This window comes from Stutzerimonas tianxiuensis (assembly GCF_053470365.1).
On the sequence record NZ_JBPVWS010000006.1, the window covers coordinates 128,880 to 145,722 of the forward strand.

Genomic DNA, 16,843 nt, shown 5'->3' on the forward strand with positions numbered 1-16,843 from the left:
GTGCGGGGCGCGCTTCTACCTATATGGCGTTACCGAGCGGCGTGACTGCCCAGTAGTGGTGTAATGCCGTTAGCTTTTTCCCTTTTGGCCGTGCGCTTCTCCTGCGCCGTCTTCTGGGGTTTCTTCTTTGCGTTCTTCTTTGTATCCATACCCTTGCTCATGGTGTCGCCTCGCGATTGATCGGCTTGGTTGTGCATCCCTGCGTGGGTCTGCTCTGGGCCAGTGCACCTTGGCGTGAGCGTAAAGATCAAAGATGAATGGAGCCGAGACTACGCCTGACGGGCAGGATTGGATAGCGACGGATTTTACCGTGGCGATGGGCCGAATCTCATACCTTGAACCGCCCGATCATCGTTTGCAGTTCACTGCCCAACTGCGCAAGCCGGGCGGTGGACGCAGCCGTTTCCCGGGCCGCCTCAGCGGATTGGTCAGCAACGTCGCGAACGCTGAGCACGCTGCGATTGATTTCCTCAGCAACCGAGCTCTGTTGTTCAGCTGCCGTAGCGATCTGCTGGTTCATCGCCTGAATGATCGAAACGGTTTCGGTAATGGCTTGCAGCTCGGTGCCCACTTCTCTTGCGAGGGTGACGGTATCGCGGGCCAGAGTGCTGCTGCTGTCCATCATTCCAGATGCGGTGCGGGCGCCTTTCTGCAGGGTAGCGATCAGGGCTTCAATTTGCGCAGTGGACTGCTGTGTGCGCTGGGCCAGGCCGCGCACCTCGTCGGCTACCACGGCGAACCCGCGCCCGGCTTCACCCGCCCGTGCGGCCTCAATGGCAGCGTTAAGGGCAAGCAGGTTGGTTTGCTCGGCAATGCCATTGATGACGGTCAGCACCGTGCTGATGCCGTCGGTTTCCTGGTTCAGCTGGGTCATGGCCTCGGCCGATAGCGTGACCTCATTCGAGAGTCGGTCAATCTGCGAAAGGGCGCGCTGGACAACCATGTTGCCTTTGACGGCTTGCTGATCGGCACGTTGGGCGGCGCTCGAGGCCTCTTCGGCATTGCGTGCGACTTCTTGCACCGTCGCGGTCATCTCATGCATGGCCGTCGCGACCTGATCGGTTTCCTGACGCTGGCTGCTGACACCAGCGCTAGTCTGCTCGGTCACCGCGGAAAGCTCATCGGAGGCGCTGGCCAGCTGTGCAGTGATACCACCGATACTTCCGATCAGCGCCTGCAGGCTGCCGCGCGTCTTGCCCAGCGCCTGGAGCAGTTGGCCGAACTCGTCATGGCGTGGCTCCGGAGGCTGACCGGTCATGTCCCCGGCACCGATGCGCTCGGCTATCTGCACTGCCTGGTTGAGGGGCTGCGTTATCTGACGGACGATTAGCCAGCCGATCAGAGCGCCCAGAAGGATCGCCGCGAAGGTAATGCCGATGACCTGAATTTTCTTGGTTTGAGCATCATCGGCACGCTTCTGGGTCTGGCTGGAGATGATGCCCCTGGCCTCCTCGTAGAGTTTCGCGAAAATGGCCTCCATGTCCTGGCGCGTCTGTTGCTGACTGGCAACGATGGGCGGCAGTTTCTTCACCAGGTCGACGTACTCGGTCGCGCTGGCCTTAAGGGTTTTCAGGCTTTCGGCTTGGGGACCGATCAGCTCTTGCTCCAGCGGTGCAATGGCTGCGTTCAACGCTTCAAACTGCTGGTTCAGGGTGTTCAGGGCGGCTTCGGATTCTTCCATCAGATATCCGCGGACGGTGAAGCGCAGCAGTCGATTCTGCTTGGAGAGCTCAGTCGTCATCAGCGCGATATTGGCAATGTCTCCGGTCGGGTGTAAGACCGGGTTGCCTTGAACGCCGTTCCAGCGCTGCTCCAGGTTGGCTATCAGTTTGTCAGTGGTATTGCCTGCTTCAACCCAGTTGGCGCGTGTCTGCTTTTTCAGTGCATGCATTGCGACGAGCTTTTCGAATGCGGCCTGGTACTCTCGCGCCTGATTGGCGATGGTTTGCAGCAACTCCCGGTCCTGCGGTTCCGAGAAGCTGGCTTTTTTCTGTTCGACCAGTCGAGCAATGTTCGCTACCGCATCGGTTACCTGGGCAACGTATTTCTCATCGCCGCGCTCTTCGAAGCGCACCTGTGCATAGCGGATCTGGTTGGCTTCGTTGAGTAGGTTTTCTGCGGTCTGCGCTTTATCGCTCCTTGAGATCAGAGCATCCATGCTGAGCACGCCGATAGCGGCCACGCAGACGGTGAGCAGCAGTACCGCAGCGAAGCCAAGCGTCAGCTTGTAGCTGACTTTGAGATTTTTCATTGTTGTTCCTCAAGCTGGCAGAGCCGATGGTAATGGTCGTACAACGACATCGGCTTAAACCGCCATAACTTGAGGATGTTGTCTGATGACTGGCTGATTTATAGTCAAACGGCGCTTGTCATTGTCTGACACGCTGTGCCTGGATCTCAGGCAAATCATTTCGGCGCATGTAGGCAAGTAACGGCTCGGTGATGGCTAGCCGGTCATTGATGTTCTGGTCGAGGAGCAGCTGAATCAGCTCACGTTTGAGCGTCATCAGCTGGTTATCGATGATTTGCCAGACAAATTCGCTCGCCGGTGTGATGCTGCTGTCGGCGACATCCATGCCGAACGAGTCTTCGCTGAACCGAACGATGTGCTGGCCGGTTTTGCCGTTGAAACCCACAAAACCTTGCAGGCAGTCGGCGGCCCGGCAGATGTCGAAGGATGTAATGCTCATGTAAACCTCGGTATCGATTCGGGTGGTTTACACGCAGGGCAGGCGTTCGATGCTGCTGGCGACCTTCTTATGAGGTCGCTTTGATTGACGCGTATTGTCGTGGTCGGCGTTGCGTCTGAACAGCGGCATGACGCCGCTTGCCCTTGTCAGAACAACGCCGCCTGATCCTGTTGCCGTCGCCTGCTGTCCAGCCGTTGACGAAAGCGCGTGCGGTATTCACTTGCCAGCGGTGACAGATTGGCCAGCCAGGCGAGTTCGATGTCGTTGACGTCGTCATTGACGAAGCCGCGCCAGACGCGAAGCACGCTGGCGGTCGGCCACGGGTGCTCAATCAAGTGCAGATCCGCGCCGAGTTCGATAGCGCCGGGTTCAAGGGTTCGGTACAGCCATCCGGTTCGGCCACTTTTGGCCATATGGCGGGCGAGGCCACGGGCGCTGTGTCGCCGGTCCAGGTTGCTACAAGGCGAGCGGGGCTGGCTTACTTCGATCACGGCATCGCCCCAGCGAAAGCGATCCCCGATGCATACCTGTCGTTCATCCAGGCCCAGCGTGGAGAGATTTTCGCCAAACGCGGCGGGACCAATGGCCGACAGCTGCGGATAAAGCTTGCGCCAGTGAGAGTAGTGCTCGGCCGGATAGTGGCAAACGCTGCGATCCGGCCCGCCATGGAAACGGTGATCGGCGACACGGTCGCCCTGTAGCCCGTTGAGATTGAGCCAGACTTCGCCCATCGCCAGCTGCTTGTCGATGGCTGAAGGCTTCTCTGTACCCGGCAGTCGCAGCAGCTGGTCGCGTAGGAAGGGACCTTCAACCGGCCATTGCATGAGGGCGCCCTGATCTGGACAGGTGAGCTATGGGGCTGGCTTCAGCCTTCATTGAGACGGGCCAGCTCGCGGCGCACCATGGCGGCGAACTCTGGCGGCTTGAGGTGATAAAGCTCGGTGGCCACCCAGCCCAGCCAGCGTGCGCCCAAGGCTTGCCGTTGTTCAAGTAGCCGTCGCGCTTCGGCGGTCGCTCGTTCGGCGTGTTGCTGATGAAACTCCGATCGGCCCATGTCTGCTCCTCAAGCTGAGCGGGCGATTCTAAACGACAAGCGCAGTTGGCGCCTGATCGCTTGGTAAAGCCGCTGGGCCGCGCTAGGCTCGCGATTCCGTCGTTTAACGAGTTCGAATCATGCCGCGGTCTGTGAACTTCAAGGACAAGATTTCCCGTCAGCGGCCTTATGGGCGCGTCGAACCGGGTCTCAAAGCCTCCGAAGGTGATCTGTCATTGGTCATCGACCAGCTTGAGAGCGACCGCGGTCGCATTATCAACTCCGCCGCTGTGCGGCGTTTACAGCAGAAGACTCAGGTCTTCCCGCTGGAGCGCAACGCAGCGGTGCGCAGCCGTTTGACCCACTCACTTGAAGTCCAGCAGACGGGTCGCTTCATTGTGCGCACCCTGTATAAACAGCTCGGTGAGCGGGCGACGCAATACGGCCTGGATGGGTTGGAAGGTGCGCTGGAAAGCCTCGTTGAAATGACGTGCCTGATGCACGACATCGGCAACCCACCGTTTGGGCACTTTGGCGAGTTTGCCATTGGCGAGTGGTTCAAGCGGAATCTGAGCACGCTGTTCGACGCCGCTGTCCCCAACGGTGAAGGCAATAGCGAATTGCGCAGTCGTATGCTGATCGACCTCGAACAGTTCGAAGGCAACGCTCAGGCGATTCGCTTAGTCGTCAGCCTGCTTCGGCTTAACCTGACCTACACACAGACGGCGGGCCTGTTGAAATACGTGCGCGCCGCTTATGCGCCCAAGCCGGCCAAGGGAACACCCGGCGCCTATCTGTTGAAGAAGCCAGGCTTCTACCTTTCAGAGGAATTTTTTGTCGACGATCTGCAGGCCGCGTTGGGGCTGCAACCAGGCACGCGTCACCCGGTCGCCTACATCATGGAGGCGGCCGATGATATCGCCTATTGCCTTGCCGATATCGAAGACTCGGTGGAGAAGGGCATCTTCACCATTGAGCAGTTGTCACAGCTGCTGATCGACAAGTTCACCGAGCACGGCTCGCCCGACGAGCCGATCGCGAATACCGGCCGCAGCTTTCGCAGCATGGTCGAGTACGCCCAGGCGCGTGCTGTCAAAGAGACGATCAACAAGGTTGGCGAATTCTTCATCTGGCTGCGGGTGAATATGGTCCACCCGCTGGTGCAGCACGCCGCGCAGCAATTTATCGAGCATATCGAAGTGGTCTACGACGGCACGCTGGACCGCGCGCTGCTGGAAGACGCAAGTCTGCCAAACGCCATTGTGCAGACCTTCAAGGATGTCGCGATGGATCACGTGTTCTGTCACCGCGAAGTTGAAACCTTGCAGTTGCAGGGCTACCGAATTCTCCAGGGGCTGCTGGACGCCTACGCGCCGCTGCTGGCCGTCGCTCCGGAGACCTTCCGGGCATTGACGGAAGGCGGTTGCCGTAGCGAGCCGCACCTGCAAATGCTTGCCCGGCGCCTGCCCAGTCAGCTGATCAAGGCCTATCACGAGTCGCTGAAAGCGCATCCTCAGGGAAGTGAAGACCAGGCGTTGTGGGAGTTCTACTACCGCTGCCGCATGCTTCAGGACTTCGTCAGCGGTCTGACCGATCAGCTGGCGCAGGACGAATACCGCACGCTCTCTGCTTTGTAACCTCGATGGCTGTCGTCCTCGCCTGGCTCGCCAGCTCCGACGGACATCCGCTGCGCTAAAATCGCTCGCGCCGCCGTTTCGTTGGTACACCACTTGCATTTGTCTGGTGCGTGCGGCTGGAACGTGGCCCCTAAATGGCGCAACGATCTGCCGCTGAGCCAGGCGGGATTAACCCTAAGTGTTTGAAAATTAACGCTTTGGTTTGTCGGGGATGAAAATCCTGCAAGTCCGCCGCAACAGTTCATAGCAAACCCCCGCTTACCCGTGATGCATGTTGGTGCGTGCAACGGGGGCGGTTTGCTGTTTTGGTGCGCTTACCATAGGACGTAGTAGATGGATAACCCAAGCAGTGCGGTAGAAGTGCTGATTCACGGTGCCAACACCCTGTTCATCCTGATGGGCGCGGTGATGGTCCTGGCAATGCATGCCGGTTTTGCCTTTCTGGAGGTCGGCACCGTACGCCTGAAAAATCAGGTCAATGCGCTGTCGAAAATCATCGCCGATTTTGCCGTCTCGACATTGGCGTATTTCTTCATCGGCTACTGGGTTGCGTATGGCGTGACCTTTCTGCAGCCGGCCGACCAGCTGATCGCCGAGAATGGCTATTCATTGGTCAAGTTCTTCTTCCTGCTGACATTCGCCGCTGCAATACCCGCGATCATCTCCGGCGGCATCGCCGAGCGCGCCAAATTCGGGCCACAGCTCTGCGCCACCTTGTTGATCGTTGCGTTCATCTATCCGTTTTTTGAAGGGATGATGTGGAACGGCAACTTTGGCGTTCAGGCTTGGCTGGAAGCGCAGTTTGGTGCGCCGTTCCACGATTTCGCCGGTTCGGTAGTGGTGCACGGTATGGGTGGCTGGCTGGCGTTCGGCGCAGTGATCCTGCTCGGCCGCCGTAATGGTCGATACCGTGACGGCCGTTTGGTGGCCTTCGCGCCCTCGAACATTCCGTTTCTTGCGCTGGGATCGTGGATTCTCATCGTCGGCTGGTTCGGCTTCAACGTGATGAGCGCCCAGACCCTTGGGGGCGTCAGCGGGCTGGTGGCGATCAACTCGCTGATGGCGATGGTTGGAGGAACCGCGGCGGCATGGGCGGTCGGCCGCAACGACCCGGGCTTTCTGCATAACGGGCCCTTGGCTGGGCTGGTAGCAGTCTGTGCAGGATCAGATCTGATGCACCCAGTCGGTGCGCTGGCTACGGGCATAGTGGCTGGCGCCCTGTTTGTCTGGGCATTCACTGCGGCGCAGGCCAAATGGAAGATCGACGATGTGCTCGGTGTCTGGCCATTACACGGCCTCTGCGGCGTCTGGGGCGGGCTGGCTTGTGGAATCTTTGGTCAGCACGCGTTGGGTGGGCTGGGCGGCATCAGCATCATCAGCCAGGTGATCGGCACAGGCGTCGGTGTGCTGGTTGCGCTGGTTGGCGGCTTTCTCGTCTATGGCGTGCTAAAGGCAGCGGTCGGCATCCGCCTGAGTCAGGAAGATGAGTTCAATGGTGCGGACCTGTCTATTCACCGGATCGGTGCCCTGAGCCACGATTAAGGGCACTCATGCTGGCCGCCGACGCGGCTGGCTGTTCCTGAGAAGCAGGGCTTGTTTTCCGCTGCGGGACACAGGCTGCTGCTTCAGTCGACCGTACGGGGCTGGTCCGCATAAGCGCGCATGAACAGGCCAACGCAATCCTCGACATGCCGCTTGCCGTCTTCGGCGTCCAGTCGCTCGGCATAGCCGATCAGCAGACGGAAGTGTGCGGCGCCTTTGATCAACGAACAAAAATGTTCCGCGGCGCGCATCGGTTCGGGCACATCCAGCAACTGGCGGCGGTGCGCCTGGTCTAGCAACTGCTCCAGATCGAGCAGCAGCTTCTGCGGGCCTGCATCGAAGAACATCCGCGACAGCGTCGGGTTCTGCGCCGCCATGGCTACCATCAGCCGGTGCAGACCGATGGATTCGGGGCTGATGACCAGCTCGTGAAAAGCCTGGGCAATGTCTAGCAGGACCGAGCGGAACTCACTCCCATCCTCCAGCACGAACAGCCGGCGCGGCAGACGCGTTTCGCAGGTTGCCTTTACCGCTGCGCCGAACAGCGCCTCCTTGTCCTTGAAGTGGCTGTACAGCGTGAGCTTCGACACGCCGGCTTCGGCGGCGATGGCGTCCATGCTGCTGCCTTCATAGCCATTGCCGAGAAACAGGGTTTGGGCAGCCGCGAGGATTGCCTCGCGCTTGGCGGGGTCCTTTGGGCGGCCTGGGCCGGACGATGCGGGTGAGCTGTCGGTCATGGGTGTTTTTAATACTAGACTGGTGAGTTCGGTATTTTTACTATACCGCGCAGTATAAGTATTAGAACCCACCTTGCGACAGAGAGAGATTCGACGTGTTCCGACATGCCTTGCCCTTCCTCGGTGCTTTTGGTTTCGCCTTGCTGGCCGGTTGTGGCAATGGCGAACCCGAGCAGCTCTCTACGCGGCCCGTGATGGTGGTTCAGCCGCAGCCCGCCAGTGAAGCCTTCGAAAGCTATCCGGGTGAGGTGCATGCACGCTACGAACCTGAGCTGGCGTTTCGTATCGGCGGCAAGGTCACCGAACGGATGGTCGAGGCCGGCGAGCGGGTGCGCAAGGACCAGCCCTTGGCCAAGCTCGACCCGCAGGACGTGCGACTCCAGCTTGAGGGCATCCGTGCTCAGGTGGCGGCGGCCGAGGCCAACCTGCGGGTCGCTCGCGCCGAGCATGAGCGCTACAAGACCTTGATGGATCGCCAACTGGTCAGCCGCTCGCAATTCGACTCTTCTGAAAATGCCTATCGCTCCGCCCAGGCGCGCCTGCAGCAAGCGCGAGCGGAATTCGACGTCGCCAACAACCAGGTTGGCTACGCCATCTTGCGCGCAACGCACGACGGTGTGGTTGCCCAGCGCCAGGTTGAGGTGGGGCAGGTTGTTGGCGCCGGCCAGACGGCCTTCGTCCTAGCTGCCGATGGCGAGCGCGAGGTGGCGATCAACCTGCCGGAACAGGCACTGGATCGCTACTCGGTCGGCCAGCCTGTATCGGTGGAAATCTGGTCGCAGCCGGGTAAAACCTATGCCGGTCACATTCGCGAACTGTCGCCGGCTGCGGACCCGCAGTCGCGCACCTACTCTGCGCGTGTCGCCTTCGATGACGCCGAGGTGCCTGCCGAGCTTGGCCAGAGCGCACTGGTCTCAATACGCAACAATGGCGAGGTGCCCTTGGCTGTACCACTTTCAGCGGTCACAGCCGAGCAGGGCAAGGCTTACGTCTGGCGAGTCAAGGAGGACGCCACGCTGGAGCGCGTTGCCGTGCAGACGGGGGCCTTTGGTGACTCTGCTGTGCCCATCCTAAAGGGGCTGCAGGCTGATGACTGGGTTGTTCTCGCCGGTGTTCAGATGCTCCACGAGAACCAGTCGGTGAAGGCGGTCGATCGTGATAATCGTCCGGTCGAGCTGGCGGCGCAGGAGTAATCAGGATGCGCTTCAATCTCTCCGCATGGGCGCTGGGCAACCGGCAGATCGTTGTCTATCTGATGCTGCTGATGGCCGTGGTAGGGGCGCTTTCCTACACCAAACTTGGTCAGAGTGAAGACCCACCCTTTACCTTTAAGGCGATGGTGATTCGGACCCAGTGGCCTGGCGCCACCGCAGAAGAGGTTTCGCAGCAGGTCACCGAACGTATCGAAAAAAAGCTGATGGAGACGGGTGAGTACGAGCGCATCGTGTCCTTCTCACGGCCCGGCGAATCCAACGTGACGTTCATGGCCCGCGATTCGATGCGCTCCGAGCAGATTCCGGATCTTTGGTATCAGATCCGTAAAAAGATTGGTGACATTCGCCACACCTTGCCTGCCGGTGTGCAAGGCCCCTTTTTCAATGACGAGTTTGGCACGACCTTCGGCAACATTTACGCGCTGACCGGCTCAGGCTTCGATTACGCGGTGCTGAAGGATTATGCCGACCGCATTCAGTTGCAGCTGCAGCGTGTGAAGAATGTCGGCAAGGTCGAGCTGATCGGGCTGCAGGACGAAAAGATCTGGATCGAGCTTTCCAACGTCAAGCTGGCCAATCTGGGCGTGCCACTTGGGGCCGTCAAGCAGGCCCTTGAGGCACAGAACACGGTGATGTCGGCAGGCTTTGTCGAAACCCCCAGTGACCGCGTGCAACTTCGCGTAACCGGCAGCTTCGACACGGTAAAACAGATTCGGGACTTCCCCATCCGGGTGGCCGGTAGCACCTTCCGCATCGGCGATGTGGCCGAGGTCTACCGCGGCTTCAACGACCCGCCGGCGCCCCGCATGCGGTTTATGGGCGAACCGGCGATCGGGCTGGCCGTGTCGATGAAGTCTGGTGGCGACATCCTCGTACTCGGCGAGTCGCTGCAGACCGAGTTCGCTCGCTTGCAGCAGGAACTGCCGGCAGGCATGCAGTTGCGCAAGGTGTCCGACCAGCCGGCGGCGGTGAAGACCGGTGTCGGCGAGTTTGTGCAGGTGCTGATCGAGGCTTTGATCATTGTGCTGCTGGTGAGCTTCTTCTCGCTGGGCGTGCGTACGGGGCTGGTGGTCGCGCTGTCGATTCCGCTGGTGCTGGCGATGACCTTTGCGACCATGCATTACCTGGACATCGGTCTACACAAGATTTCCCTCGGCGCCCTGGTGCTGGCGCTGGGTCTGATGGTGGACGACGCGATCATTGCCGTGGAAATGATGGCGATCAAAATGGAGCAGGGCTTCGACCGGCTCAAGGCCGCGAGCTATGCCTGGACCAGTACGGCCTTTCCGATGCTCACTGGTACGCTGATCACTGCAGCGGGCTTCCTACCGATCGCTACCGCGCAGTCCAGCACTGGCGAATACACCCGTTCGATCTTTCAGGTGGTAACCATCGCGCTGATCGCATCATGGATTGCGGCTGTGGTGTTTGTTCCATTGTTAGGCGCCAAGCTGTTGCCCGACCTGGCCAAGCGCCATGCTCTAAAGCATGGCGGCAGCGATCAGGGTCACGACCCGTATTCGACGCCGTTTTATCAGCGTGTACGGCGGGTAATCCACTGGTGTGTGCAGCGGCGCAAGACGGTCATCGTCCTGACCCTGCTGGCATTCATCGGCGCGATCGGCTTGTTCCGAATCGTGCCGCAGCAGTTCTTTCCCGCCTCCGGCCGGTTGGAACTGATGGTCGATCTGAAGCTGGCCGAAGGCGCGTCGCTCAAGGCCACCGAAGCCGAGGTTCACCGCCTCGAGGAAATGCTTAAAGACCGCGCCGGCATCGACAACTACGTGGCCTATGTCGGCAGCGGGTCGCCGCGCTTCTACTTGCCGCTGGATCAGCAGTTGCCGGCCACCAGCTTCGCCCAGATCGTAGTACTGGCTGAAAGCATCGAGGAGCGCGAAGCCTTGCGTAGCTGGCTGATCGAGCGACTGCGCGATGATTTCCCGACCTTGCGCGGCCGCGTCAGCCGCCTTGAGAACGGTCCGCCCGTGGGCTATCCGGTGCAATTCCGGGTCACCGGTGAGCATATCGATGTGGTGCGCAAACTCGCACGCCAGGTTGCGGCAAAGGTGCGCGAAAACCCCTATGTGGCGAACGTCCATCTCGACTGGCAGGAGCCGAGCAAGGCCGTCTGGCTCAACGTGGATCAGGACCGAGCCCGTGCGCTGGGCGTCAGTACGGTGGAGCTGTCGAACTTCCTAAAACGCACCTTTACCGGTACTACGGCGAGCCAGTTCCGAGAAGACAATGAGCTGATCGAAATTCTGATCCGCGGAACGGCCCGCGAACGCGAAACGTTGTCGATGTTGCCGAGCTTGGCAATTCCGACGGCCAGCGGCCGCAGCGTGCCCTTGTCGCAGGTCGCCACCCTGGAGTACGGCTTCGAAGAGGGGGTCATCTGGCATCGCAACCGCATGCCGACGGTGACGGTGCGTGCCGACATCTACGGCGATCAGCAGCCAGCCTCGCTGGTGAAACAGATCGAGCCGACCCTGAGCGATGTGCGCGATGCGCTGCCCAGCGGCTACCTGCTGGAAGTCGGCGGAACGGTCGAGGACTCCAGTCGTGGTCAGGCCTCGGTGAACGCCGGCATGCCGCTGTTCGTGATTGTCGTGGTGAGCCTGCTGATGCTGCAGCTCAAAAGCTTCTCGCGCTCTGCAATGGTGTTCCTCACCGCGCCGCTGGGGTTGATTGGTGTAGCGCTGTTCCTGCTGCTGTTCGGCAAGCCCTTCGGCTTCGTGGCGATGCTCGGCACTATCGCGCTGTCGGGCATGATCATGCGCAACTCGGTGATTCTGGTGGATCAGATCGAGCAGGACATCGGCGCCGGACAGGATCGCTTCAATGCCATCATCGATGCCACCGTGCGGCGCTTCCGGCCCATCGTGCTCACCGCACTGGCGTCCGTGCTGGCGATGATTCCGCTGTCACGCAGCGTGTTCTTCGGGCCGATGGCGGTGGCAATCATGGGCGGGCTGATCGTTGCGACCGCGCTGACGTTGCTGTTCCTACCAGCGCTCTACGCGGCGTGGTTCAGGGTCAAGGAAACGCCTCAGCGCTGATCAAATGTCCGAATAAGCTGGCGTCTTTAGACGCCAGCGGCCTGCAGCAACTGTTCCGCTGAGGCCTTGGCCAGCAGCGCCTGGTCCCCAGGGCCCTCGATGTGCGCCATGCTCAGTGCGCCTTCGATAAGAAACTGCAGCTGGCGAGCGAGTTGCTCCGGCTGGGGTGCGTCGAGCGCCTCCAGCAGCTCGCACAGATGGCGCTGAAATTGCGCCTTGTATCCCGCGGCACGTTGATGGATCGGGTGCTCTCGATCCTGATATTCGGCCGCCGCGTTGATGAACAGACAGCCACAGAACGCGGTCGGGCTGTGGATCATGTTGTTCAACCCATCAAACACGCTTAACAGCGCCTTGCGCGGCGGTAACGCCTGCCGCGCTTCCCGCAAACGCTCGAGCATCGGCAGCTGGCGCGCCTCCAGTACCGCCAGGATCAGTTCGTCCTTCGATTTGAAGTGCTTATACAGGGTCATCTTGGCCACGCCCGATTCGCTGAGAATCCGGTCGATGCCGGTGGCGTGGTAGCCCTCTGTGTAGAACAGCCGCTCGGCAGTGGCGAGCAGCAGGTCGCGTTTGTTGGTTGCCATGTGGATCTCCTCGGCCGGCCATTATGCGGGAGCGCTTCTGTTCCCTCCAATCGTCCTCAAGGCAGTACAAGTGCTTGCAGTGTACAGACAGGTCTGTCTACTATCCAGTCGTGCTTCGGCGTTTACGCCTGCCGCTGGCATTTGCCGGGCGTGATCGTTCTCCGTTTTTGCCTGATGAAGGAGTCTGAGCCATGCGTGTTCTCAAGAGCCTGGCGGTGTCATTGATGCTTCTCTCCGGCGCGCTGCCGGCAGCGGAGTTGCGCTTCAGCCTGATCCGAACAGGGCAGACCACATCCAGCGGCGAATACGCCTGGCGTGACGGCCACTGGATAGCACCCGAAACGATCGATCATATAGCCGTACTGGTCGAGCACGGCGGCAAGCGTCTGCTGTTCGGTAGTGGCCTTGGTCGGCAGATCGACGCCCAGCTAGACGGCGCAATTCCCTGGCGCGTTAAGCGCTACAGCGAGGTGCAGCCGGTGCGTGACCAGCTCGAGAAGGATGGCCTGGCGGTTGATCAAGTGGTGTTGGGCTGCGCGCGCTGGAATCACGCCTCCGGCCTGGCCGATTTCCCTGAACTGTCGGTGCTCGCAAGTCCGGAGAGCATGCACTACGCACAGAATGCAACGCCGCCAGCGGTCATTCCGGGACAGTTTTCCCACGGGGTCAGGTGGCAGCCGCTTCGCTTCGAGCGCCGCGCTGTTTACGGGTTCGAGGAAAGTCTCGATCTGTTTGGCGACGAACGGTTGGTGCTGGTGAAACTGGCAGGTCATGGCGCCCTGGGCCTGTTTCTCACGCTCGATGACGGTCGGCGCTTCTTCTTTCGAGGCGATGCCACCAGCATCGAAAGCCTCGCGGAGGCGCTGCCCGTCGAGGTCTCGCGGGGCAGGGATGCCCAGTGGCAGGCGCGACTCGGTTTCTACCCCCGTTGGGTGGAGTGAATCGCGTCGTTGCGCGGCCGGTTCAGTTCGCTGTCAGGGCGCCGTTTTGAGCCTTTCCGTTCGTCTGCTCGCACACATCGAGCGCAGCGTCGCCAGCTAAGCTTAAGCCTGTAAATTTCCTTGAAGCCAGGCCGGAAACGATGGGCGCAGTATGGCGAAACGATAAATCCCGGGCAGGGGGCAGCAAGCGCTCGCCTTCCGCCGATAAGCCCGGTCGAACACGCTCGCACGGTAGCCGTCTGGCGCGCCGCATGGGTGTGTTTCTGGGCGTTTCATTACTGGCCGGGGGTGGTTATGCCGCCTGGCATGAGATGCATACCTCGAAGTTGCAGGCGCTCTGGCTTAACCGTTACGCCGAGAATCTCGATTACCAGATCGAACCGGGGGCGAGCAGTAGCATCCAGTTTCCCGATGCGGGTCCGTTCGACCGCCGCCTGGGCTATGCGGCCTTGCCGACGTTCCTGGAACGGCTGACCCAACGCGGCTTCACAGTGCAGCAACAGGTGAGCTTTTCGCCAGCGCTGCTGCGCTACGTCCAGCGTGGCTTCTTTGTCCCGTACCCGGAGAAATCCAAGGCGGGGCTGACCATCGATGATTGTCGCGGCGAGCCGCTGTATGCCAACAGTTATCCCCACCAATACTACGAGAGCTTCGACGACGTACCGCCGGTCATTGCGATGAGCCTGTTGTTCATCGAGGACCGTGGGCTGCTCGACGCCGGCCGTCCGCGCGCCAACCCTGCAGTGGATTGGCCACGGTTCACCATGGCAGCGGTCAGCCAGGTAGAGAAGAAACTGGGCCTGCCGGTGCAGGCGGCCGGCGGCAGCACGCTGGCTACGCAGGTCGAAAAATACCGTCACTCGCCCGAAGGACGCACCGGTGACGCCGAGGAAAAGATCCGGCAGATGATTTCCGCCAGCGTGCGGACCTACCGCGAAGGCCAGCAAACCATGGTCACCCGGCAGCGCATCGTTCGCGATTACCTCAACAGCGTGCCGCTCTCTGCCGCCTATGGCCACGGCGAGGTGCACGGCATCGCCGATGGTCTGCGCCTCTGGTACGGCGCCGATTTCGCCGAGGTTAACCGGGTCCTCGATGCTCGGCGCAATGAAGGCGTCAGTTATGAAACGCAGGGGCTCGCGCTGCGACAGGTGCTCTCGCTGTTGATCGCTCAACGGCGCCCGTCGTACTACCTGGGAGCAGGGCGCGCCGACATGGCGGAGCTCACCGACAGCCATATCCGCTTGCTGGCCAACGGCGGTGTGATCGGTACGCGGTTGCGCAACGCCGCCTTGCAGCAGCAAGTTGAGTTCCGCAATTTGCGTCTCGAGCCGGGCATTCGAGAGGTGCCTTCCAGCAAGGGCATCACGGCCGCGCGGATGCGCCTGAGCAACCTGCTGGGCGTGTCGTTGTATGAGCTCGACCGCTTGGATCTGGCCGCGACCACGCCGCTGCATGGCGAGTTGCAAGGACAGATCAGCAACTATCTGCATCGACTGGCCGATCCAGCATTCGCAGGTGAGGTGGGCTTGTTCGGCGAGCGCATGTTGTCGCCTGAGCGTACCGGCGATGTGCGTTACAGCTTCACGCTGTTCGAGCGCGGCGAGCAAGGCTTCCGTGTGCGGGTGCAAACCGACAACACCAACCAGCCGTTCGACATCAACGAGGGCAGCAAACTGGAGCTGGGCTCGACTGCCAAACTGCGGGTGCTGACCACTTATCTGGAGGTCATCGCCGAGCTGCACGAGCGTTACGCGAAGAGCGATGTCGCCACCTTGCGCAAGGCTGAGGCGGTGGATCCGCTGACCCGCTGGGCGCTGGCTTATCTGATTCAGCATGAGGATCGCAACCTGCCAGCCATGCTTGATGCAGCGCTGGAGCGTCGTTACTCGGCCAGCCCGTCCGAGCGCTTTTTCACCGGCGCTGGCATGCACCGCTTCGGCAACTTCCGCCGGGAAGACGACGGCCGCCTGCCGACCATGCGCGAAGCGCTGCAGGAATCGATCAACCTCCCGTTCGTTCGGCTGATGCGCGATCTGGTGAGCTACAGCACCTACCAGACATCCAACGGCGCCGAGCTGCTCAGAAGTGATGACAACCCTGAGCGGCGAGAGTACCTGCAGCGTTTTGCCGATCGCGAAGGCTCGGTGTTTCTGCAGCGTTTCTGGCGCAAGTATCGCGACAAGAGCGCGGACGAACGCATCGAGGCACTGTTGGATGGCATGCGCCCGACGCCATCGAGGTTGGCTGCCGTCCACCGGTATCTGATGCCTGAAGCGGACCGCGCGACTTTCGAGCGTTTTCTCAAGGCGCGTCTGCCAACGGCCACCCTCACCGACAAGGCGGTCGACTCGCTGTACGAACGCTACGCGCCGGGTTCCTACAGTCTGCCGGACCAGGGCTACATTGCCCGCGTCCACCCGCTGGATCTGTGGCTGCTGGGTTACCTGATCAAGCATCCGGAGGCTGGCATTACCGAGGTCATCGCGGCCAGCACCGCCGAGCGCCAGGAAGTTTATGGCTGGCTGTTCCGCAGCCGTCACAAGAGCGCGCGGGATAGCCGCATCCGCATCATGCTCGAGGTGGAGGCGTTCACCGATATTCACCGCCGCTGGCAGCGTCTGGGCTATCCGTTCGACCATCTGGTGCCTTCGCTGGCTACCGCGCTGGGCAGCTCGGGCGACCGCCCGGCGGCGTTGGCCGAATTGATGGGAATCATCGTCAATGACGGCGTACGGCTGCCCAGTGTGCGCATCGACAGCCTGCATTTCGCCAGCGACACGCCGTATGAGACTCGCCTTGGCATCAAGCCGGATGTCGGGGTACGGGTGTTGCACAGTGAGGTGGCGACGGCTTTGCGCGAAGCGCTTGCCAGCGTGGTCGAAGGTGGCACCGCGCGGCGCTTGCGTGGCAGCTTCATGCAGACTGATGGTGAAGCACTGCGGGTTGGCGGCAAAACCGGTACGGGTGACAACCGTATCCAGACTGTCGGCGCGGGCGGCCGACTGATCAGCTCGCTGGCGCTGAATCGCACCGCGACCTTCGTGTTCTACCTCGGGCCCAATCACTTCGGCACGCTGACAGCCTACGTGCCGGGCCGCGGGGCGGACAGCTTCCGCTTTACCTCTGCGCTACCGGTACAGGTGCTCAAGGGCATGGCGCCGATACTGCAGCCGTATCTGCAGCCCGGTGCGCAGTCGCAATGCCAGCCCGTCGGCGAGCCCTTGAAGCCGACGCTGACAGCGAGCACTGAGAACAAGGCCTGACGATGGCGGGCGAGCGGTTAGGGGCACCTGACCGCATCGGCCCCTTATCGCAAATGGCCTTTGCCGATCAGCCTGTGCTCGGCGACACTCTTCCGCTTCGCGAGCCTAATGAAGGGCTCGCGCTAGGGCGAGGGAGA

At 61.1% G+C, this 16,843-nt stretch carries 12 protein-coding genes; 6 read left to right on the forward strand and 6 right to left on the reverse strand.

Going from position 1 to position 16,843, the window contains the following annotated elements; translation table 11 throughout:
* Nucleotides 1–328: 328 nt before the first annotated feature.
* The 4 genes from ACSSNI_RS09920 to ACSSNI_RS09935 all read right to left on the reverse strand — a co-directional run bounded on the left by ACSSNI_RS09920 (nucleotide 329) and on the right by ACSSNI_RS09935 (nucleotide 3,744).
* On the reverse strand, nucleotides 329–2,251 hold the full coding sequence (locus ACSSNI_RS09920; RefSeq protein ID WP_200637688.1) for a HAMP domain-containing methyl-accepting chemotaxis protein: 1,923 nt from the start codon (nucleotides 2,249–2,251) through the stop codon (nucleotides 329–331).
* Between the two features lie 118 nt (nucleotides 2,252–2,369).
* Complete coding sequence (locus ACSSNI_RS09925; protein ID WP_200637690.1) at nucleotides 2,370–2,690, reverse strand: DUF2025 family protein; 321 nt, start codon at nucleotides 2,688–2,690, stop codon at nucleotides 2,370–2,372.
* Nucleotides 2,691–2,836: 146 nt separating this feature from the next.
* Nucleotides 2,837–3,514, reverse strand: a complete 678-nt coding sequence (locus ACSSNI_RS09930) for an MOSC domain-containing protein (protein WP_200637691.1) — start codon at nucleotides 3,512–3,514, stop codon at nucleotides 2,837–2,839.
* Between the two features lie 41 nt (nucleotides 3,515–3,555).
* Complete coding sequence (locus tag ACSSNI_RS09935; protein WP_200637692.1) at nucleotides 3,556–3,744, reverse strand: hypothetical protein; 189 nt, start codon at nucleotides 3,742–3,744, stop codon at nucleotides 3,556–3,558.
* Nucleotides 3,745–3,863: 119 nt separating this feature from the next.
* Here ACSSNI_RS09935 and dgt point away from each other — a divergent pair, with 119 nt between their 5' ends.
* On the forward strand, nucleotides 3,864–5,360 hold the full coding sequence (gene dgt, locus ACSSNI_RS09940; RefSeq protein WP_200637693.1) for a dGTPase: 1,497 nt from the start codon (nucleotides 3,864–3,866) through the stop codon (nucleotides 5,358–5,360).
* Nucleotides 5,361–5,693: 333 nt separating this feature from the next.
* Entirely contained in the window at nucleotides 5,694–6,902 is a 1,209-nt protein-coding gene (locus tag ACSSNI_RS09945) for an ammonium transporter (RefSeq protein WP_200637694.1), read from the forward strand.
* 83 nt (nucleotides 6,903–6,985) lie between these two features.
* On the opposite strand, the gene ACSSNI_RS09950 is transcribed toward ACSSNI_RS09945, so the two are convergent.
* Nucleotides 6,986–7,639, reverse strand: coding sequence for a TetR/AcrR family transcriptional regulator (locus ACSSNI_RS09950; RefSeq protein WP_200637695.1), 654 nt, complete (start codon nucleotides 7,637–7,639; stop codon nucleotides 6,986–6,988).
* Nucleotides 7,640–7,734: 95 nt separating this feature from the next.
* On the opposite strand from ACSSNI_RS09950, the gene ACSSNI_RS09955 reads away from it, so the two are divergent.
* Together ACSSNI_RS09955 and ACSSNI_RS09960 are read left to right on the forward strand one after the other, a co-directional pair.
* The gene (locus tag ACSSNI_RS09955) at nucleotides 7,735–8,832 is read left to right on the forward strand and encodes an efflux RND transporter periplasmic adaptor subunit (RefSeq protein WP_200637696.1); all 1,098 of its coding nucleotides are present in this window, start codon (nucleotides 7,735–7,737) and stop codon (nucleotides 8,830–8,832) included.
* A 5-nt stretch (nucleotides 8,833–8,837) separates the two neighbouring features.
* On the forward strand, nucleotides 8,838–11,912 hold the full coding sequence (locus ACSSNI_RS09960; protein ID WP_200637697.1) for an efflux RND transporter permease subunit: 3,075 nt from the start codon (nucleotides 8,838–8,840) through the stop codon (nucleotides 11,910–11,912).
* Between the two features lie 26 nt (nucleotides 11,913–11,938).
* On the opposite strand, the gene ACSSNI_RS09965 is transcribed toward ACSSNI_RS09960, so the two are convergent.
* Entirely contained in the window at nucleotides 11,939–12,499 is a 561-nt protein-coding gene (locus ACSSNI_RS09965; RefSeq protein ID WP_148924660.1) for a TetR/AcrR family transcriptional regulator, read from the reverse strand.
* A 191-nt stretch (nucleotides 12,500–12,690) separates the two neighbouring features.
* On the opposite strand from ACSSNI_RS09965, the gene ACSSNI_RS09970 reads away from it, so the two are divergent.
* Nucleotides 12,691–13,440, forward strand: coding sequence for an MBL fold metallo-hydrolase (locus ACSSNI_RS09970; protein WP_200637699.1), 750 nt, complete (start codon nucleotides 12,691–12,693; stop codon nucleotides 13,438–13,440).
* Nucleotides 13,441–13,580: 140 nt separating this feature from the next.
* Nucleotides 13,581–16,706: a transglycosylase domain-containing protein gene (locus ACSSNI_RS09975; RefSeq protein WP_418952663.1), complete on the forward strand. Its 3,126-nt coding sequence runs from the start codon at nucleotides 13,581–13,583 to the stop codon at nucleotides 16,704–16,706.
* Nucleotides 16,707–16,843: the final 137 nt, after the last annotated feature.